Origin of the sequence: Cryobacterium sp. TMT1-62 (assembly GCF_004403145.1) — a bacterium.
In the GTDB taxonomy this organism is placed as follows: domain Bacteria; phylum Actinomycetota; class Actinomycetes; order Actinomycetales; family Microbacteriaceae; genus Cryobacterium; species Cryobacterium sandaracinum.
On sequence record NZ_SOGZ01000035.1, the window covers coordinates 1 to 18,454 of the forward strand.

14 protein-coding genes and 2 tRNA genes are annotated in these 18,454 nt (G+C 66.0%); 11 read left to right on the forward strand and 5 right to left on the reverse strand.

Translation table 11 applies throughout. From position 1 onward, the window contains the following. Positions 1-205: transposase (locus E3T34_RS10350; protein WP_166785881.1), on the forward strand; the 205-nt coding region annotated here is incomplete at its 5' end. 107 nt (positions 206-312) lie between these two features. Here the strand turns inward: E3T34_RS10350 and E3T34_RS10355 are convergent. Then, positions 313-1,677 carry a zinc-dependent metalloprotease gene (locus E3T34_RS10355; RefSeq protein ID WP_370327501.1) on the reverse strand — a complete coding sequence of 455 codons (1,365 nt, stop codon included), beginning with the start codon at positions 1,675-1,677 and terminating at the stop codon, positions 313-315. Between the two features lie 130 nt (positions 1,678-1,807). On the opposite strand from E3T34_RS10355, the gene E3T34_RS10360 reads away from it, so the two are divergent. From E3T34_RS10360 to E3T34_RS10370, 3 genes are all read left to right on the forward strand, one after another. After that, the gene (locus E3T34_RS10360; protein WP_134342931.1) at positions 1,808-2,911 is read left to right on the forward strand and encodes a PDZ domain-containing protein; all 1,104 of its coding nucleotides are present in this window, start codon (positions 1,808-1,810) and stop codon (positions 2,909-2,911) included. A 95-nt stretch (positions 2,912-3,006) separates the two neighbouring features. Further along, the gene (locus tag E3T34_RS10365) at positions 3,007-5,922 is read left to right on the forward strand and encodes a UPF0182 family protein (RefSeq protein ID WP_174721900.1); all 2,916 of its coding nucleotides are present in this window, start codon (positions 3,007-3,009) and stop codon (positions 5,920-5,922) included. A gap of 165 nt (positions 5,923-6,087) precedes the next feature. Beyond that, positions 6,088-6,164: transfer RNA gene (locus E3T34_RS10370), tRNA-Met, on the forward strand. A 181-nt stretch (positions 6,165-6,345) separates the two neighbouring features. Here E3T34_RS10370 and E3T34_RS10375 read toward each other — a convergent pair. Both E3T34_RS10375 and E3T34_RS10380 read right to left on the reverse strand, forming a co-directional pair. Continuing rightward, positions 6,346-7,983 (reverse strand): galactose oxidase-like domain-containing protein, encoded by a 1,638-nt coding sequence (locus E3T34_RS10375; RefSeq protein ID WP_255570934.1) that lies wholly within the window; start codon positions 7,981-7,983, stop codon positions 6,346-6,348. A 180-nt stretch (positions 7,984-8,163) separates the two neighbouring features. Beyond that, positions 8,164-8,559 carry a discoidin domain-containing protein gene (locus E3T34_RS10380; protein WP_166785882.1) on the reverse strand — a complete coding sequence of 132 codons (396 nt, stop codon included), beginning with the start codon at positions 8,557-8,559 and terminating at the stop codon, positions 8,164-8,166. Between the two features lie 406 nt (positions 8,560-8,965). Here E3T34_RS10380 and E3T34_RS10385 point away from each other — a divergent pair. The 7 genes from E3T34_RS10385 to E3T34_RS10415 all read left to right on the forward strand — a co-directional run bounded on the left by E3T34_RS10385 (position 8,966) and on the right by E3T34_RS10415 (position 14,141). Further along, positions 8,966-9,042 (forward strand) — tRNA-Met (locus tag E3T34_RS10385). 215 nt (positions 9,043-9,257) lie between these two features. Next, a complete protein-coding gene (locus E3T34_RS10390) occupies positions 9,258-10,220 on the forward strand; it encodes a sugar ABC transporter substrate-binding protein (RefSeq protein WP_134342934.1) in 963 nt (320 codons plus the stop codon). Beyond that, on the forward strand, positions 10,217-11,257 hold the full coding sequence (locus tag E3T34_RS16085) for an ABC transporter permease (RefSeq protein ID WP_134342935.1): 1,041 nt from the start codon (positions 10,217-10,219) through the stop codon (positions 11,255-11,257). The genes E3T34_RS10390 and E3T34_RS16085 overlap by 4 nt, the downstream gene beginning before the upstream one ends. Further along, on the forward strand, positions 11,254-12,048 hold the full coding sequence (locus E3T34_RS10400; protein WP_134342936.1) for an ATP-binding cassette domain-containing protein: 795 nt from the start codon (positions 11,254-11,256) through the stop codon (positions 12,046-12,048). Before E3T34_RS16085 ends, E3T34_RS10400 begins: the two co-directional genes overlap by 4 nt. Before the next feature lie 616 nt (positions 12,049-12,664). Then, positions 12,665-12,871: a hypothetical protein gene (locus tag E3T34_RS10405; protein ID WP_166785883.1), complete on the forward strand. Its 207-nt coding sequence runs from the start codon at positions 12,665-12,667 to the stop codon at positions 12,869-12,871. Positions 12,872-12,979: 108 nt separating this feature from the next. Next, a complete protein-coding gene (locus E3T34_RS10410) occupies positions 12,980-13,249 on the forward strand; it encodes an HNH endonuclease (protein WP_370327503.1) in 270 nt (89 codons plus the stop codon). Positions 13,250-13,409: 160 nt separating this feature from the next. Next, complete coding sequence (locus tag E3T34_RS10415) at positions 13,410-14,141, forward strand: maleylpyruvate isomerase family mycothiol-dependent enzyme (protein WP_134342939.1); 732 nt, start codon at positions 13,410-13,412, stop codon at positions 14,139-14,141. Between the two features lie 91 nt (positions 14,142-14,232). Here E3T34_RS10415 and adhE read toward each other — a convergent pair whose 3' ends face one another. Then, a complete protein-coding gene (adhE, locus tag E3T34_RS10420; protein ID WP_134342940.1) occupies positions 14,233-17,034 on the reverse strand; it encodes a bifunctional acetaldehyde-CoA/alcohol dehydrogenase in 2,802 nt (933 codons plus the stop codon). 264 nt (positions 17,035-17,298) lie between these two features. Next, positions 17,299-18,444 carry a cysteine desulfurase family protein gene (locus E3T34_RS10425; protein ID WP_134342941.1) on the reverse strand — a complete coding sequence of 382 codons (1,146 nt, stop codon included), beginning with the start codon at positions 18,442-18,444 and terminating at the stop codon, positions 17,299-17,301. Positions 18,445-18,454: the final 10 nt, after the last annotated feature.

The window sequence follows — 18,454 nt, forward strand, 5'->3', positions numbered from 1 at the left end:
ACTCCAACGCTCCATCGTCAAGCACCGGGCCGCGATCCTTGCATCGATCGAGCACGGCCTCTCCAACGGCCGCATCGAATCCATGAACACCAAGATCCGACTACTCACCCGCATCGCCTTCGGCTTCAAATCACCCGACGCCCTCATCGCCCTCGCCATGCTCAGCCTCGGCGGCCACAAACCCGCACTCCCCGGCCGGGATTAACCCACAGAAGCAGCAGGAGAGCCGAGATTTTGCCCAAAACGGCGCAAAACCGCCTTCCGGGCCTCAGAACCCCAAAATCTCCGTCGAATTCGTCAGGGCCAGCCGGGCTACGCCTCGTGCGGCCGCTCGGTGTCGTCGTCGCGCAACAAGTCTTCCAGGGCCTGGTCCACCTCGTCGAGGACCGGCTCAACCCCGGCTGCCGAGCTGGTCAGGCGGGCCACGAGGGCCTGTGGGTCGTCGAGGTCCGCTGACGAGGGCAGAAGGTCCGGGTGGGCCCACAGCTCGTCGCGCTTCTCGTTGCCAACGGCATCCGTCACGGCCTGCCACAGGGCGGCGGCCTCGCGCAGGCGCCGGGGGCGCAGCTCGAGCCCGACCAGGGTGGCGAACGCCGACTCGGCGGGCCCACCGGATGCCCGGCGCCGCTTCACCGTCTCGGCGATCGCGTCCGCGCGGGGCAGCCGGCTCGTGGCCTCGAGGGTGACGACATCGACCCAGCCCTCGATCAGGGCGAGCATCGTTTCGAGCCGGGAGAGCGCGGCCAGCTGGGCCTCGCTCTTCGGCGGGATCAGCGAGCCGTCGACCATGGCGGCGCGCAGTTCTTCCGGGTTGGCCGGGTCGAAGCCGTCGGCCAGCTGCTCGAGGCGGCTTGAGTCGATGTGGATGCCGCGGGCGAAGTCGGTGATCGAGCTGATCAGGTGCAGGCGCAGCCAGCGGGAGTGGCGGAAGAGGCGCGCGTGGGCGATTTCGCGCACCGCGAGGTAGATCTGCACCTGGTCGGCGGGAACGTCGAGGCCTTCCCCGAACGCGGCCACGTTCTGGGGGAGCAAAGCGGCCTGCTGGTCGCTGAGCAGAGGGATTCCGACGTCTCCACCGGAGACGACTTCGCTGGACAGCTGACCCACGACCTGGCCGAGCTGCATGGCGAACAGGGTGCCGCCGATGCTGCGCATCACCTGGCCGGCACCGGCCATCATGCCCTTGAGCTCTTCCGGGGCCTGATCGGTGAGCACCCGGGTCAGGGAGTCGGAGATGCTGGTCGCGACGGGCTCGGCGAGCTGGGTCCAGAGCGGCATGGTCGCGGAGACCCATTCCTTACGGGTTATCAGGCGCGGAGGGGTGGTGAGCTCGGCGACCGAGATCACCTCGTCCAGCCAGAGGGAGGCGATGTGGAATGCCTGGTCGAGGGCGGCGCGTTCGGCCGAGGTCACGTCGAGCTGACTCTGGGCCGCGCGCTCCTGGCCCTGGTTGAGGGCGGCATCCCAATTGATGGATCCGTCGCCGCCGCCGCGCAGAGCACCCTGCAACTGATTCATCAGCGCGGAAATGCTCGCCGGGTCGCTGGGAAGCCCCGCCGCGCCGGCCAGCTGGCTCGGGTCGATGGACGACTTCCCACTCAGGATGTCGCGCAGCATGTCCCGAAACTCATCTTCGGGATTGTGACCCTCGTCGGGTCGGGAGTCGTCGTCGGCCACTTCAGGCACCTCTCAGTCGCGTCCTTCTACGCTAGCCGGAGATCCCCGGCGCGGACTGGGAAATGACCTACGCTGGTAAACCGGTGTCCGCCTGCCGCGAACAGCCAGCACAATCCCTGGAAGGAGACCGGTGGCCCTCTTCACCGATCACCCAGTACAGCCGCCCGACCGATCCGCGCGCGCCGTCGGGACAGGCTGGGTGGTGCTCGGGATCGCGATGGTCATCGGCCTCATCCTCGCCGTGACGCCGTCACCGTATGTGATCGAGAAGCCAGGACCGGTCTACAACACCATCGGCACGGCCGAACAGGACGGCAAGCAGGTGCCGCTCATCTCCATCTCCGGCGAACCCGTTTACCCGACCGAGGGCAGCCTCGACCTGCTGACCGTGTCGCTGCTGGGCAACCCCGACAACCGGCCGAGCTGGCTGACGGTCGCCGCCGCCTGGCTCGACCCGAACCAGGCCGTGATCCCGATCGAGTCGGCGTTCCCGCCCGACGTGAGCACGAAGCAGCGCGAGGAGCAGAGCCAGGCGCAGATGGTGAATTCGCAGCAGGATGCGATCGCCGCCGCTCTGACCAGCCTCGACTATGACTACCCGACGATCCTCTCGGTCGTCTCCCTGCCGGGCGACTCGCCCGCCGAGGGAGCCATCGAAGCCGGCGACGAGGTGGTCTCGGTGAACGGTGAAGACGTCGCCGACATCACGGCCCTGCGGGACGCGCTGACGCGAAACGGTGTCGACGACGCCGCCTCCATCGGAATCATCCGGGACGGCGCCAGCGAGACGGTGCAGGTCACCCCGGTTGAATCGGGCGACGCCGTCGTGGTGGGCATCAATGTGACGAGCGACTACGACTTCCCCTTCGACGTCACGATCGAACTCGACTCGGTCGGCGGGCCCAGCGCGGGCATGATGTTCGCCCTCGGCATCATCGACACGCTCACCTCCGGCTTTATTCAGGGCGGTGAGGATGTCGCGGGCACCGGCACGGTAAACCAGGCCGGCGAGGTGGGTCAGATCGGCGGTATCCGACAGAAGCTGATCGGTGCCGACCGAAGCGGCGCCGATTGGTTCCTCGCGCCCGCCGACAACTGCGACGAGGTCACCGGTCACGTGCCCGACGGGATGACGGTCTTTTCCGTGGACACCCTCGACGACGCGCTGGCCGCGCTGGACGCCATCCGCACCGGTTCGGACACCGACGCACTGGAGCAGTGCGCACTCGGCTAACCCCGGGCCGCTGCCCAGCGAATGTGCGGCTTTCGTTCGCGGCGGCTGTCTAGAATGGGCGATGACCGCCGATTTCGAGATCAAGAGGCCAATTCGTGACGTCACAACAAGCCCGAAGCGCTCCCGCGCCACAGCGCAGCCGTGCTCCCCTTGCCATTACGGCAGCGATTATCGCGGGGCTGGTGATCATCTTCTTCGTTTTCGCCGGGCTATATGCCGACGTTCTCTGGTTCGACCAGTTGGGCTTCCTAGCCGTGCTGACCACGCAGTGGTTCGCCGGTGCCGTGCTGTTTCTGATCGGGTTCGTAGCGATGGCGGTCCCCGTCTGGGCGAGCATCCAGATCGCTTACCGCTTGCGGCCGGTCTATGCGAAGCTCAACTCGCAGCTCGACCGCTACCAGCAGGTCATCGAGCCGCTGCGCCGCCTCGCCATGTACGGCATCCCGGCTCTGCTAGGTCTGTTCGCCGGCGTCGCCGCGGCCACCCGCTGGCAGGTCGTTCTGATGTGGCTGAACCGCACGGACACCGGCCGAGTTGACCCCCAGTTCAAACTGGACATCTCGTTCTATCTGTTCGATCTCCCCTTCCTGCACTCCGTGCTCGGCTTCGCGTCGGCCGTGGTGCTCATCTCGGCCCTCGTCGCCGCGGCTACGAGCTACCTGTATGGCTCGATCAGGGTGAGCGGGCGCGAGGTCATGGTTTCCAAGGCCGCCCGCATCCAGATTGCCAGCACGGCAGCCCTCTACCTGATGCTGCAGGCCGTGAGTATCTGGCTCGACCAGTACTCCACGCTGACCAACACCAACGACATCATCACCGGCGCCGGCTACACCGACGTGAACGCCACGATTCCGGGCCGCGCCATCCTGGCCGGAATCGCCGCCGTCGTCGCTATCCTGTTCCTCCTCACGGCCTTCATCGGCCGCTGGCGCCTGCCCATTGTCGGCACCGCGCTATTGATCGTGAGCAGTCTCCTGCTCGGCTCGCTGTACCCGTGGGTCGTGCAGCGCTTCCAGGTGGTGCCGAGCGCCAAAACGCTCGAAGAACCCTATATTCAACGCAACATCGACCTCACCCGCGACGCCTACGACCTGGCGGATGTGGAAGAGATTCCGTACAACGCGATCACGACGGCCGCGCCCGGCGCCTTGCGCGCCGACGCTGAGACGACCGCCAACATTCGTATTCTCGACCCTGCTCTGGTCAGCGACGCGTTCTCCCAGCTCGAGCAGTTCAAGCAGTATTACCAATTTCCGCAAAACCTCGACGTCGACCGGTACCCGATTGACGGCAAGTCCCAGGACACAGTGGTCACCGTGCGCGACCTCAACCTGGCCGGTTTGAACGCCGGCAACACCTGGGTCAACTCGACCGTGGTCTACACGCACGGCTACGGCGTCGTGGCGGCCTACGGCAACCAGCGCTCGGCCGCCGGCCAGCCCGTGTTCCTCGAGTCCGGCATCCCGACCACCGGGTCGCTGCCCGAATACGAACCGCGGATTTACTTCGGCGAGACGTCGCCGCCGTACTCCATCGTGGGTGCGCCCAAGGACAGCAAGCCGGTCGAACTCGACTACCCGTCGGGCACGGATGGGGCGCAGCAGACCTACACGACATTCACGGGCGACGGTGGGCCGAAGCTCGACAACGCGTTCAACAAGCTGATCTACGCGCTCAAGTTCCAGTCGGAGCAGATCTTCCTGGCCAACGCCGTGAACGAGAAATCGCAGATCCTTTACGACCGTGACCCGGTCACCCGGGTGCAGAAGGTGGCTCCGTACCTGACCCTCGACTCCGACGCTTACCCGTCGATCGTCGACGGCAAGCTCAAGTGGATCGTCGATGGCTACACCACCTCGGCCGACTACCCGTACTCCACTTCCGTGGGCCTGAGCGACGCGATCGCCGACACGGAAACGCCCCCGCAGCCATTCGCGCTCGACAACATCAACTACATGCGCAACTCGGTCAAGGCCACGGTCGACGCCTACGACGGCGAGGTCACCCTCTACGCCTGGGACGACGAGGATCCGCTGCTCAAGACCTGGCAGAAGATCTTCCCGTCGACGATCAAGCCGATGTCCGAGATGAGCGGCGATCTGATGAGCCACGTTCGCTACCCGGCGGACATGTTCAAGGTGCAGCGCCGGGTTCTGGGTAAGTACCACGTCACCGACCCGGGTTCCTTTTACTCGGTCGACGACGCCTGGACGACGCCGAATGACCCGGTGTCGCCGTCGACGAACACGACCCTACAGCCGCCCTACTACCTGACCATGCAGGTTCCGGGCCAAGAGAAGCCATCCTTCTCGCTGTACACCACGTTCATCCCGGACGCGAGCGGCGCGACGAGCCGGAACGTTCTGACCGGCTACCTTGCGGTCGACGCGGATGCCGGTTCGACCGACGGGGTGCGGGCGGAAGGCTACGGGAAGCTCCGCCTGCTCAACCTGCCGGAGGACGTGACCGTGCCTGGCCCCGGCCAGGTGCAGGCCAAGTTCAACGCGGACCCGACCGTCTCACAACAGTTGAACCTGCTGAAGCAGGGCCAGTCGAAGGTGCTCAACGGAAACCTGCTCACCGTGCCTGTGGGTGGCGGCCTGCTCTACGTGCAGCCGGTTTACGTGCAGTCCACGGGTGAGACCAGCTACCCGCTGCTGCAGAAGGTGCTCGTCGCCTTCGGAGACCAGATCGCGTTCGAGGACACGCTGGACAAGGCGCTTGACGTGCTCTTCGGAGGCGACTCCGGCGCCAGCGCCGGAGACACCGATGTGCCGCCGTCCGAGACGCCCGTGGAGGGGGAGGCCCCTGCCGAGGGCGAAACCACCCCGTCGACGTCGACCGGTGACCCGGCGACGGATGCTCAACTGAAGTCGCTCCTCGCCGCGGCCAGGCTGGCCGTCACCGAGAAGCAGGCGGCCCTGACGACCGGTGACTTCACCGCCTATGGGGTAGCCGACAAGAAGCTGAACGATGCGATCGCCGAAATGCTGGTGCTGCTCGACCAGTAGCGAGTCGTTCGCCGTTTCATCCGCTGCGCGGGTGCTGCGCCGTTTCGCCGGGGGCACGCCTCCCGCGGAACGGCGCAGCATCCGCGTTCCGCGGGCCGGGACGGCCGGTTCCGCAGCCCGTGTGGTCGGATCGCGCCGGAGGCTGTGGTAAATTTATCGTTGCAGCGCGGGGTGGAGCAGTTCGGTAGCTCGCTGGGCTCATAACCCAGAGGTCGTAGGTTCAAATCCTGCCCCCGCAACCAAGGGCGTTTCAGGCAATGCCAGCGTGATTTTCATCACATACGCAGAAGGACCGGTTCAGCAGAAATGCTGCACCGGTCTTTTTGCTTTAACTCACGGAGGCCAGTGAATGTCCGGACTTTTCAGAGAAAGTGTCGGGGAGGCCATCACCCTGACTCCACATTCATCACGGCCGTAGTCCGACTACTCGATCCGGATCGTCTGGGCGACGCTCGGCACCCCGTTAACGTCCATGGCGAACAGGAGATAATGCCCGGGGACCACGACTCCCGGATCGGACGGAATCGTCAGGGATGCGGTATTGCCGGTTACGCCGGTGGGCGTGAGTGGGATGCGACGCTGGTCAGTGTTGATCGAGTGGGTGACCGTGCTCATGCGGATGAGGGGGAACGCTGGTGTGGGCCCGGACGTCGTTACGTGGATGGTGGAACTCCGCACCGCAGCGGTAGGCGCCGTGGTGATCGATGGACGAGGGCGGGCGGTGCCGTCGGCGTTGAACAGGTAGGGCGGGGTGAATATCTGCCCGTCCGGGTGATTGGTCGTGCAGGTGCCGCAGAGGCCGCCACCGCCGACGAAGACCCGGGCATCAGGCAGCAGTAGCCCCACGCTGTGATATGTGCGCGGCGCAGTCATCGGCGCGAGCGCGGTGAACTTGCCTGTCACCGGGTTCCAAACCTCAGGCGCCATGGCGGCCGTTGCGTCCGAGAACGGCTTCGCGTACGCCTGACCGCCCAATGCCAGAACCTGTCCGTCGGGCAGCACGACGGAGTTCAAGAAAGCCCGTCGCGCCGCCATGTCGCCGGTTCGCGTCACCTTGACACCATTGTTGATGTCGATTGCATAGGCCCGCGCGGTCGCGTCACTGTCCTGGTACGCGGGCGAGCCACCGAGGGTGAGTATCTTGCCGACGTCGTACATGACCGAATTTCCGTTCATCGCGTCGCCACTGTCGGCCCGGAGACCAAGATCCTGAACAGCGCTGGTGCTGCTGGTCATGTACATGTTCATCCGACGGCTCGGGCCGGCATTGAACACCTTCCCGTCGGCCACCGCGAACAGCCACGCGTGGTGGTCGGATCGGAACACCCCTTGCGGGTCGTTCGTCAGGATCGGTGCGACAGGCACGTTGGCCAGCCCGCGCCACCCGGCGCTAGTCGACCAGATTTCACCGTTCTTACCGCCCTGGCCGCCCGCCCAGGAACCGCCGAGAAGGAACACCTGCCCATTGCAGAGCGTGACGTTCGACTGATAGGCGCGCGGGATGTTCATGGGTGTGGCGGCTGACCACGTGTTGTTCGCCGGGTCGTAGATCGTCGACGAGGCGGCGTTGCTCCCCCCGCTGATCAGGATCCTGCCGTCCGAGAGGATCGACACTCCGGGGCAGAACATGTCGTGCCCCGTATTAGCGACAGTAAGCGGGGTGACCACGCCGGTGTTCAGAGCGAGGATGGCGGTCTGGGTCTTGCCGTTGGCCCCGCCGAAGGTCGTGTTGGAGTACGAGAACCAGGTGAGCACTTTGTTGCCGGGCAGGAGGGCTGCCGCCGTGGTCCACTGTCCGCGATTGCCGGCCTCGGTCGTCGCGGTCAGGCGAACGTATCGCGCCTGAACAGCCGGGAACGTGAGGGCCTTCGCCTGGCTGTTGTCAGCCCAGATTCCGCTGGCGACCGGTGCACTCCAGCTCGTTCCGTCGGAGCTCACGGCGATGGCGTATTGGCCGATGGCGCCGTTCCGGGACGTGCCGGACCTCGGGGTGTAGGTGAAGCCGGAGACCTCGTTGATCGCCCGCATGTCGAGAACAATGCTGTGCGGAAACGGGATCAACGGGGGGGGGGGGGGGCTGGGAGTGCCAGATCGTGGTGAGGTCGCCGTCGAGCATGTTCGCGGCGCCGCCGCTTTCGCGGGTTGTCTCTTGGTCGCTCGCCGTCACTATCCAGCCGGTCCGGGTGAGCGCCGTCGGCGCTGGCGCGGGTGGGGGCGGCGGGGTGGTGCCTGTTTCTGCGATCAGATGGAGTTCGGCGGCGCTGGTCCAGGGCCGCCGTGACCTGCCTCCGTGATCGCGGTCAGCCGGATGAAACGGGTCGCCACAGGGGTGAATCCCGTCGTCTTCTCCAACGCGTTGTCGGCCCAAATTCCTGTTGCGACGGCGGCACCCCAGTTCGTGCCATCCGGGCTGGCATGGATCTCGGAACGGCCGATTCGTCCATTCGAACTGCATGTGCGCGGCAGGTACTTCAGGGCTGCGACGGTGTCGGTTTTGTACATGTCGATGGTGATCGAATGGGGCAGCGGCACCGCGGTTCCGCTCCACTCACTGTGCCAGTAGGTCGAGGCGTTGCCGTCGAGCACGTTAACGGCTGCGCCGTTCTCACCTGTGGTTTCCTGGTCACTCGCGGTCACGGTCCACCCTGTGCGCGGCAGCGGAGTGGACGAGAAGCCGGGCAGCAGTCGGCTTGCGGCGCATGCGGAATACCTCGTTGGGTACCTCGGGGAAGGTGCAGGCACTGTCGATAGAGTCCCAGATCCACCGTCAATGAAAGGGTGTGGGGAGAGCAATTCGACGAACGTCGACATCCCCGGCACAGCGTCGCGCGCGGTCGCCCAGGACGTCCGAAATCAGTTTCCGGACTTGTCGCCGAAGCCCTCGGCATAAGCGGCGGTGTCGGACAGGACTTCTGTGAGAACGGTCACGGGTGAATCTCTCTCTATCGAGAGCGGTTTCAGGAGTACCCAGAGCGTGGCCATCACCTCTGAGGTCTGACCATGCGTTTCACAACCCGAGGCTGTGGTAAGTTTGTTCTTGCAACGCGGGGTGGAGCAGTTCGGTAGCTCGCTGGGCTCATAACCCAGAGGTCGTAGGTTCAAATCCTGCCCCCGCAACCATCAGCCCCCGGAACCACACGGTTCCGGGGGTTTTTTTGTGTCTGGCACACGTGGCTGTGCGCCGAACGAATCGTCACGAAGGAGTCACTCATGCCACTGGTTCGAATCGATCTGAATCGAGCGGGCCCCCAGTCCAGTAAGTTCGATATGCATCAGGTCACCGGCGAACCCTCGCTGTTTCAGGCCGCCGCACGACAGTCGGGAACAGTTCAGATATGAAGCTCAAGATCAGCCTGCTGGCCGTTTTCGGTGTCGCGTCGCTGGCGCTGACGGGGTGCACCGCCACGGGAACGGATGCTGACGGGGGAGCGGCAGGGGAGCCGGTCACCATCGCCGTGGTCACTCACGGCACCGCGGGCGATTCCTTCTGGGACGTCGTCAAGAGCGGCGCCGAGCAGGCAGGCACCGACCTCGGAGCCACGGTCACGTATCAGGGCGACGGCGACCCGGTCAAGCAAAGCCAGCTGATCGAAGCGGCCATCGCGGCCCAGCCCGACGGGCTCATCATCTCGCTGGCGAACCCCGACGGCGTGAAGAGCGCCGTCGAGAAAGCCGTTGCCGCCGGCATCCCAGTGATCACCATCAACTCGGGCCTGGAGAGGTCCGTCGAATTCGGCGCCCAGACCCACGTCGGCCAGAGCGAGTTCATCGCGGGCCAGGGAGCCGGTGAACAGCTGGCCGCCGCCGACGTGACCAACGTGATCTGCATCATCCACGAGGCCGGCAACTCGGGGCTCGAAGAACGCTGCACGGGTGCCGCCGACACGGTCGGCGCGGACGTCAGCAACGTGCAGGTCGACGTCGCCAACCTCGCGGATGCCCAGAACACCATCAAGAGCAAACTCCTGGCCGACCCGTCCATCGACGCCGTCCTCACCCTGCAGACCGGGGTCGCCGTGGCCGCGAGCCAGGCCATCGACGAGGCGAAAAGCCCAGCCACGCTGGCCACGTTCGACGTGTCCGCCGACGTGACCCGGCTCATCCAGGGCGGCAAGATACTGTTCGCGGTCGACCAGCAGCCGTACTCCCAGGGCTACTTGCCCGTGACCTTCCTCACCCTGCAGAAGCGCAACGGCGACGTCGTCGGCGGCGGGCTGCCGGTCTATTCAGGCCCGGGCTTCGTGACGAAGGACAACGCGGCCCAGGTCGCGAAGTTCGCGGAGAACGGCACGAGATGACCGTCGCTGTGGGCGCGGGGATCGATGAACGGCCGACGAGGGCGCATCCGCTGCCCACCCTGCTGCGCAGGCCTGAGGTCGGCGCACTCGTGGCGACCCTGGCGATCTTCCTCTTCTTCTCGCTCTCCACGCAGGCGTTCCTGACTCCCGCGGGCATCTCCACCTGGCTCTACTCGGCCTCCCTGTTCGGCATCATGGCCGTGGCCGTCGCCCTGCTCATGATCGGCGGGGAGTTCGACCTCTCGGCGGGCGCGATGACGGGCACCACGGGGCTCATCGTCGGCGTGGTCACCACTCAGTGGGAGCTGAACATCTGGTTCGCCCTCGTGCTGGCCCTCGCGGTGGCCCTCCTGATCGGCGCCGGCAACGCCTGGGTCGTCATGAAGACCGGCCTGCCGAGCTTCATCGTGACCCTCGCGGCCTTCTTCATCCTGCAGGGCTGCAACCTGGCGTTGACGAAACTCTTCACGGGCAGCGTCGCCATTCAAGGGATGGGGGCGGTGCCCGGGTTCGACCAGGTCAAGGTCTTCTTCGGCTCCTCGTTCCCGTTCCTGGGCATGGACGTCAAGATCTCGATCGTCTGGTGGATCGCGTTCACCGCGCTGGCCACCTGGGTGCTGCTGCGCACCCGGCCCGGCAACTGGATCTTCGCCGTCGGCGGCCAGGTCACGAGCTCCCGGCAGGTCGGCGTTCCCGTGTTCAAGGTCAAGCTCGGGCTGTTCATGACCACGGCCAGTGCCGGCTGGCTCGTCGGCATGCTTCAGCTCTTCGACGTGTCGACCGTGCAGGCCACGACCGGGGTCGGTCAGGAATTCATCTACATCATCTGTGCCGTCGTGGGCGGATGCCTGCTCACCGGCGGTTACGGATCGGCAATTGGTGCGGCCCTCGGAGCCCTGATCTACGGGATGACCCTGCAGGGCATCGTGTTCGCCCAGTGGGACAACAATTGGCTCAAGGCATTTCTCGGCGGGATGCTGCTGCTCGCCGTGCTGGTAAACCTGCTCGTTCGCCGCCAGTCCGGGGTGCGCGCATGACGCCGGCCCCGATCCGTCCGGAGCCGATTCTCGAGGTGCATAACATCGGGAAGTCCTACGGTTCGGTGCGGGCGTTGGCGGGCGTGTCGGCATCCGTCGGCGCCGGGGAAGTGCTCTGCGTGCTGGGCGACAACGGCGCGGGCAAGTCAACGTTCATCAAGATCCTCTCCGGTGCCCACCAGCACTCGGAGGGCAGCCTGCGCGTCTTCGGGGTGGAGCGCCGATTCGCGCATCCGCGGGAGGCGCTCTCCCTCGGCATCGCCACCGCCTACCAGGACCTGGCCGTGGTGCCGTTGATGCCGGTGTGGCGCAACTTCTTCCTCGGTTCCGAGCTCACCCGAGGCCGAGGCCCGTTGCGGCGCCTCGATGTCACCGGCATGCGGGCCACGACCAAAAACGAGCTCGCCCGGATGGGCATCAACCTACGCGACGTGGACCAGCCGATCGGAACGCTTTCCGGCGGGGAACGGCAATCCGTCGCCATCGCACGCGCCGTGCATTTCGGGGCGAAGGTCGTCATTCTCGACGAGCCCACGTCGGCCCTGGGGGTCAAGCAGGCCGGGGTGGTGCTCTCGTACATCGCCCGGGCCAGGGACCGCGGGCTCGGCGTCGTCTTTATCACGCACAATCCGCACCACGCCTATCCGGTCGGCGACCGTTTCCTGCTGCTGCAGCGCGGCACCAGTATGGGTGATTTCGCCAAGAGTGAGATCACGATCGAAGAGATGACCGCGCTGATGGCGGGAGGGGCCGAACTTGAGGCGCTGGCCCACGAACTGGAGCGTGCGTAGGGCCTGAGATGGCCGCCCCGTCGCCGCGCGGGCGGTGGAAAGGCGTTGATTCATTCGTATACATTTACTAAACTAGTTCTCGTTATTTGTGAGCTACTCTCGGCTTCAGGTTCTAGTCAGGGTAGAATTATTCCGTGACCAACCTTTTGGAACAGCCCGAAGCGGATGCCGCGCACGGCCTGTCCGCGGCGGCTCGGGCGGTCGCGGGGCTGCCGCAACGCCGGAGAACTACTCGAGCGCCTGACGCTCGTCTCCGGGCCGACCGCGGGGCGACAGATGCGGTTGGGCACGCAGCTGCGCACCGGCCGCTCCTTGGGGTGGCGAACCACTGCCGCTCACCTTCCCCGCCACGGCCATCGGCCTGGCCGCCGGGCGATCGGCGTCGACGCGGCCGACGCGATCCTCACCGCGTTGACGCCGACGCTGCGGTACACCGACCTGGACTCGGTGCAGGCAGCCGAGAGCGAGCTGGTCGCCTCGGCCACCGGCACCATTTCTGAGACCCCGGTGCCGGCGTCGGTGCCGGCGTCGGTGCCGGCGGATGAGATCCGGTTGCAGGGTGCGGTCTGGAAGGCCGTGCTCGCGCCCGACGGGTCCCGACCAGCGGCGCCACGACGTGCTCGCCGTGATCCTCGACGTCGTCTCCCGGGCCGGGGAGGCCCCGACCATCGGCGGCGCCCCGGCCACGGTTCTGGTCAGTGTGCGGGAACAGGACCTGAACGCGGACTTCGGTCAGGGCCGCGGCGTCGGCTGGATCGACGGCGTCGAAACCCCGATCTCGATCAGCGCCGTCACGGACCTGATCAGCAACGGCGGTCAGTAGAAAGTCGTCATCACCGACGAGGGACGCATCATCGCCCTCGGCTCACCTGAACGGTGCTTCACCGCCGCGCAACGCCGGGCGATTCAGCTCCGCGACGGCACCTGCGTCATCCCAGGCTGCAAAATCCCGGCCGGGATGACCGAGATCCACCACGTGATCCCGCACTCCGAGGGCGGACCGACGCACACCGACAACGGCGTCTGTTTGTGCTGGTGGCATCACCGCTACCTCGCCGCCTCCGGCTGGGCAATCCGGATGGTCCGCGGCGCCGTGCAGATCATGGCACCACCCTGGCTGGAGACCGGGGCCCGCAAATGGCGGAACGAGACCAAGTCCCGCCCCCGAATGACGGACGCGGTCGAACGGAAAAACGGATAGGGGGTCCCTGGCCCCTGGTCCCTGGTCCCTGGTCCCGGTCCCAGGTCCCAGGTCCCTAGTCTCGGTCTCGACAGGCTCGACCAGCGTCGAGGGAACGTTGGGGAGGGTGGGTCGCCGGGTAGCGTGGGGACCATACGCGTTGACCCGAGAAAGGGGCCTCATGAGCGCACCCCACGATCCGTTTGAGCTTTCTGCACGCCGGTTGACGCTGGACCTCGCCCGGCGGGGCACGGAATTCTTCGGTCGCGAACTGCAGGGGCTAACGGACGATGAACTCGACGGGGACTCCCTGCTGCCGGGCTGGACCCGGCGCCAGGTCGTCGCGCACGTCGCGTCCAACGCCCGCGCGATCGGAAGGCTGGCACAGTGGGCCGACACCGGAGCCGAGACGGTGATGTATGCCTCGATGGAGGCGCGGAATGCGGAGATCGCCTCGGGCAGCATCCTCAGTTCCGACGCGCTCCGAGAATCCTGGGCGGACTCGGCCGCCGACCTGGACCGACGCTGGCTGGCGCTGGCGGACGACCGCTGGGTCGTTCCGGTCAGGAACGGGCAGGGTGCCATGGTGCCGCTGCGGGACACGATCTGGGTGCGCACCCGCGAACTCTGGATCCACGCCGTCGACCTCAACCACGGTGCCGGCTTCCGGGACCTGCCGGAGGAGGCTCTCGAGCGGCTTCTCGGCGAGATCGTCGGTGCCTGGGCCGCCCGGGGTGACACGGGCCGCCGGCTCACCGCGACGGATTCGACGCACACAGGCTACGGCGATCCGGATGCCGCCCACCAGGTCACGGGGTCGCTCGCCGACCTGGCCGCCTGGGCCGCCGGCCGTGCCCGATCGGGCGTTACTTCCGATGCGGGGGAGACCCCCGTGGCAGCGCGCTGGCTCTGAACCGACTGTGACCAGGCTCGCTCCTGCCACAGGGTGGGCCGTACACGAGAACGGCCCCGCACCAACAGGTGCGGGGCCGTTCCCGAGTCAATCAGGCGGTGACGGCTACTTGCCTGCCTTGCGGGCCAACTTCTTTTCTTCGGCCGGTGCCACTGCTTCGACGGCCGCGCGAGCGGCGCGGACCTCGTTGAAAGAGGTGCCGTAGTACGCGGCCTCCATGATGGTGTGCATGTCGNGCGGCGCGGACCTCGTTGAAAGAGGTGCCGTAGTACGCGGCCTCCATGATGGTGTGCATGTCGTCGAGCATCGGCATGCGCGGGTTGGCCGGTGCGCACTGGTCACCGTAAGCACCCATGGCCAGGCTGTCGAGGCGGCTGATGAAGTCCTCTTCCGGCACACCCTGCGCCTGGAAGGACGGCTTGATGCCGGCCAGGTCGCGCAGCTTCTCCACGGCCAGGGCGTAGGACTCGACGCCCTCCGCCGGGGTCGACGCCGGGAGGCCGAGGTGCTTCGCGATCTGCTGGAAGCGCTCCGGGGCGATGTAGCTCTCGTACTTGGGCCAGCTGGTGAGCTTGGTGGGGATGAGGCCGTTGTAACGGATCACGTGCGGCAGGTAGGTCGCGTTGACCCGGCCGTGGATCAGGTGGAGCTGCGCGCCGGTGACGTGAGCCATCGCGTGACAAATACCCAGGAACGCGTTGCCGAACGCCATCCCGGCGATCGACGAGGCGTTGTGCATCTTCTCGCGGGCCTTGATGACCTCACCGTCGGTGCTGGCGGTGGTGCCGTTGACGCTGGTCACGATGTTCTCGAAGATCAGCTTGATCGCGTGCAGGCAGAGGCCGTCGGTGAAGTCGTTCGCGTAGACGGACACGTAGGCCTCGGTGGCGTGTGTGAGAGCGTCGAAACCCGAGTCAGCAACCAGGAACGACGGCATCATGGCCGTGAGCACGGGGTCGATGATCGCGACGGTCGGCAGGAGGGCGTAGTCCGCGAGCGGGTACTTGACTCCGGTGACTTCGTCGGTGATCACGGCGAACGGGGTCATTTCCGAACCGGTGCCCGAAGTGGTGGGGATGCAGACGAGCTTGGCCAGTTCGCCGAGGTCGGGGAACTTGAACGCGCGCTTGCGCACGTCGAAGAACTTTTCCTTCATGTCGGAGAATTCGATTTCGGGGTGTTCGTACAGCAGCCACATGACCTTCGCGGCGTCCATCGGCGAGCCGCCGCCGAGAGCGATGATGGTGTCAGGCTTGAAGGCCCGCATTTCGGCGGCACCCTTTTCGACCGCTGAGACGGTCGGTTCGGGCAGCACGTTGTCGATGATCTGCAGTGCGACGCGGCCCTCGCGCCGGTTCAGGATGTCGAGGATCTTGTCGACGAAACCGAGGCGGGTCATGGTCGAGTCGGTCACGATCGTGACACGTTCGACGTTGCGCATGTCCGCCAGGTAACGGATGGCGTTCGGCTCGAAGTACGTCTTGGCGGGGACCTTGAACCACTGCAAGTTGTTGTTCCTTCTGCCGATGCGTTTGACGTTGATGAGGTTGATCGCGGAGACGTTGTTCGAGACGGAGTTGTGTCCGTACGAGCCACAGCCGAGCGTCAACGACGGGATGAACGCGTTGTAGATGTCACCGATACCACCGAGCGAGCTGGGAGCGTTGGTGATGATCCGGACCGCCTTGACGCGGGTTCCGAACTCTTCGATGATGGCCGGGTTTTCGCTGTGGATGGAGCCCGAGTGGCCGAGGCCGTCGAATTCAACCATCTGCTCGGAGAGCGAAATGCCCTCTTCAGCGTCCTTGGCATGCAGCACGGCGAGAACGGGTGCCAGCTTTTCGCGGGTCATCGGCTCGTGCGGTCCCACTCCGGCGACCTCGACCAGGAGGATCGATGTGTCGGCCGGGATGGTGAATCCGGCCTGCTGGGCGATCCAGACCGGCGACTTGCCGACGACGGCGGCGTTGAGCTTGGCCTCGCCACAGTTGGTCGAGTTGGCCTGGACTCCGAAGATGTAGTCCTCGAGGAGAAGCTTCTCGGCCGGGGTGACCAGGTAGGTGTGCAGGATCTTGAACTCGGCCATGGCTTCTGCGTAGAGCGGCTCTTCGATGATGACGGCCTGCTCCGACGCGCAGATCATGCCGTAGTCGAAGGACTTGGAGAGCACGACGTCGTTGATGGCACGCTTGAGCTTGGCGCTCTTCTCGATGAAGGCGGGAACGTTGCCCGCTCCGACGCCGAGGGCGGGCTTGCCGCAGGAGTACGCGGCCCGGACCATCGCGTTGCCACCGGTGGCGAGAATGGTTGCGACGCCCGGGTGGTTCATCAGCAGGCTGGTGGCCTCGAGGGACGGCGTTTCAACCCACTGGATGCAGTTTGCCGGTGCACCGGCGAGGATGGCGGCGTCGCGCACGACGCGCGCTGCGGCCACAGAGGACTGCTGGGCGCCCGGGTGGAAACCGAAAACGATCGGGTTGCGGGTCTTCAGCGCGATGAGCGACTTGAAGATCGCGGTCGAGGTGGGGTTCGTAACGGGGGTCACACCGCAAATCACGCCGACCGGTTCAGCGATCTCAGTAATGCCGGTAATGTCGTCTCGGCTGATAACGCCGACGGTCTTAAGGTTTTGCATCGAGTTCGTAACGTGCTCGCATGCGAAAAGATTTTTAACGGCCTTGTCTTCGAATACGCCACGGCCGGTTTCGGCTACGGCGTGAACGGCAAGCTCGGCGTGTTTGCTGAGAGCAGCCACCGAGGCTTTCTTAACGATGTGGTCGATTTGTTCCTGCGTGAAGTTCGCGTAATCCAGAAGCGCGACCTGAGCGGCTTTAACCAGAGAGTCAATTTGAGTGGCAAGTGACTCGGTGACTGGTTTGTCGATTATTGTCATTGTGTCCCTTTTTGGCGGCCCACCTTGGGCTTATCGCCTCTTACTTATAACCTTAGGGTGCTGGCCAGACGGCCGCACGTCGAGGGACGTGCAGTCAGCGGTCCAGGGTCGGTCACCGTCAGCAGATTAGCTGATCGGGGGCATCTTCGCCGCGAGGAACGAAACCTTCGGAAATTGTCTGACAACTCGCAGTAAGTTCGGTTTCTGGCGCGCGCGTGCACGCGCGCGCCGCGCGCGCGAAGCCGGGCCTGAAGCCCCGGCAGGTCAGCCTCGGCCGAGACTGCGAACGGTGCCCACGGCGGCCTGAACGGATGCGGCCGCTTCAGACGCATCCGCTGCTGTGGTCGTCGATGCCAGCGTGAACCGCACGGCGGTCTGGGCGACCTCAGCCGGGATGCCCAGAGCGGTCAGCACGTGGGACGGTTCGTCACTGTCGGCCGCGCAGGCCGACCCGCTCGAGCAGACGATGCCGCGCTGTTCCAGCTCGAGCAACACCGCCTCGCCGCTCGTGCCCGGGAAGACGAACGAGGCGGTGCCCGGCAGACGCTCCGTCGGGTGGCCGGTGAGCCGGGCCGACGGTGTGCCGCTCAGAACCGTGGCGATGAAGGCATCCCGCAGCGCGGTGATGCGGGGCGCTGCCTCCGCGCGTTCCGCCTCGGCGAGGCGCAGTGCGGTCGCCAGCGCCAGCGCCCCGGGCACGTTCTCCGTTCCGCTGCGGCGCCCGCGCTCCTGACCGCCGCCGTGCAGCACCGGTTCGACCGCGATGCGGCGGCGCAGGAAAAGCATCCCGATGCCGGGAGGTGCGCCGAGTTTGTGGCCCGACAGGCTCAGGGCATCGACGCCGAGAGCCCCCACGTCGACCGAAAGCCAGCCGGCCGCCTGCACGGCGTCGGTGTGGAGCGGCACGCGGGCGCCCTGGGCGATGGCCGACAGTTCCGCGAGCCGCTGAACGGTGCCGACCTCGTTGTTGGCGTATTGCACCGAGACGAGGGTGGTATCCGGGCGGATCACGGCGCGGAGCTGTTCCGGATCCACCCGGCCGGAGGCATCCGGGTCCAGGAGCGTCACCTCGAAGCCGTGCAGGCGGCGCAGATAGTCGCAGGATTCGAGTACCGCCTCGTGCTCGATCGGCGTCGTGATGAGGTGACGGCCGCGTGGAGCGCCCAGGGCGATGCCCTTGATCGCGAGGTTGTCGGACTCGGTGCCGCCGGTCGTGAACACAACGTCGGCCGACCGACACCCGAGCACGCCCGCGACCATGGCCCGCGCCTCGGCCAGCGCGGCGGCCGCGGCCTCACCCACTCGGTGGTGGCTCGACGGGTTGCCGAACCGGCCCGCGAGCTGCTGCCAGAGCACCTCGAGAACTTCCCGTCGCACCGGGGTGGTCGCGGCGTTGTCGAGATAGATCATGGCCGGACCG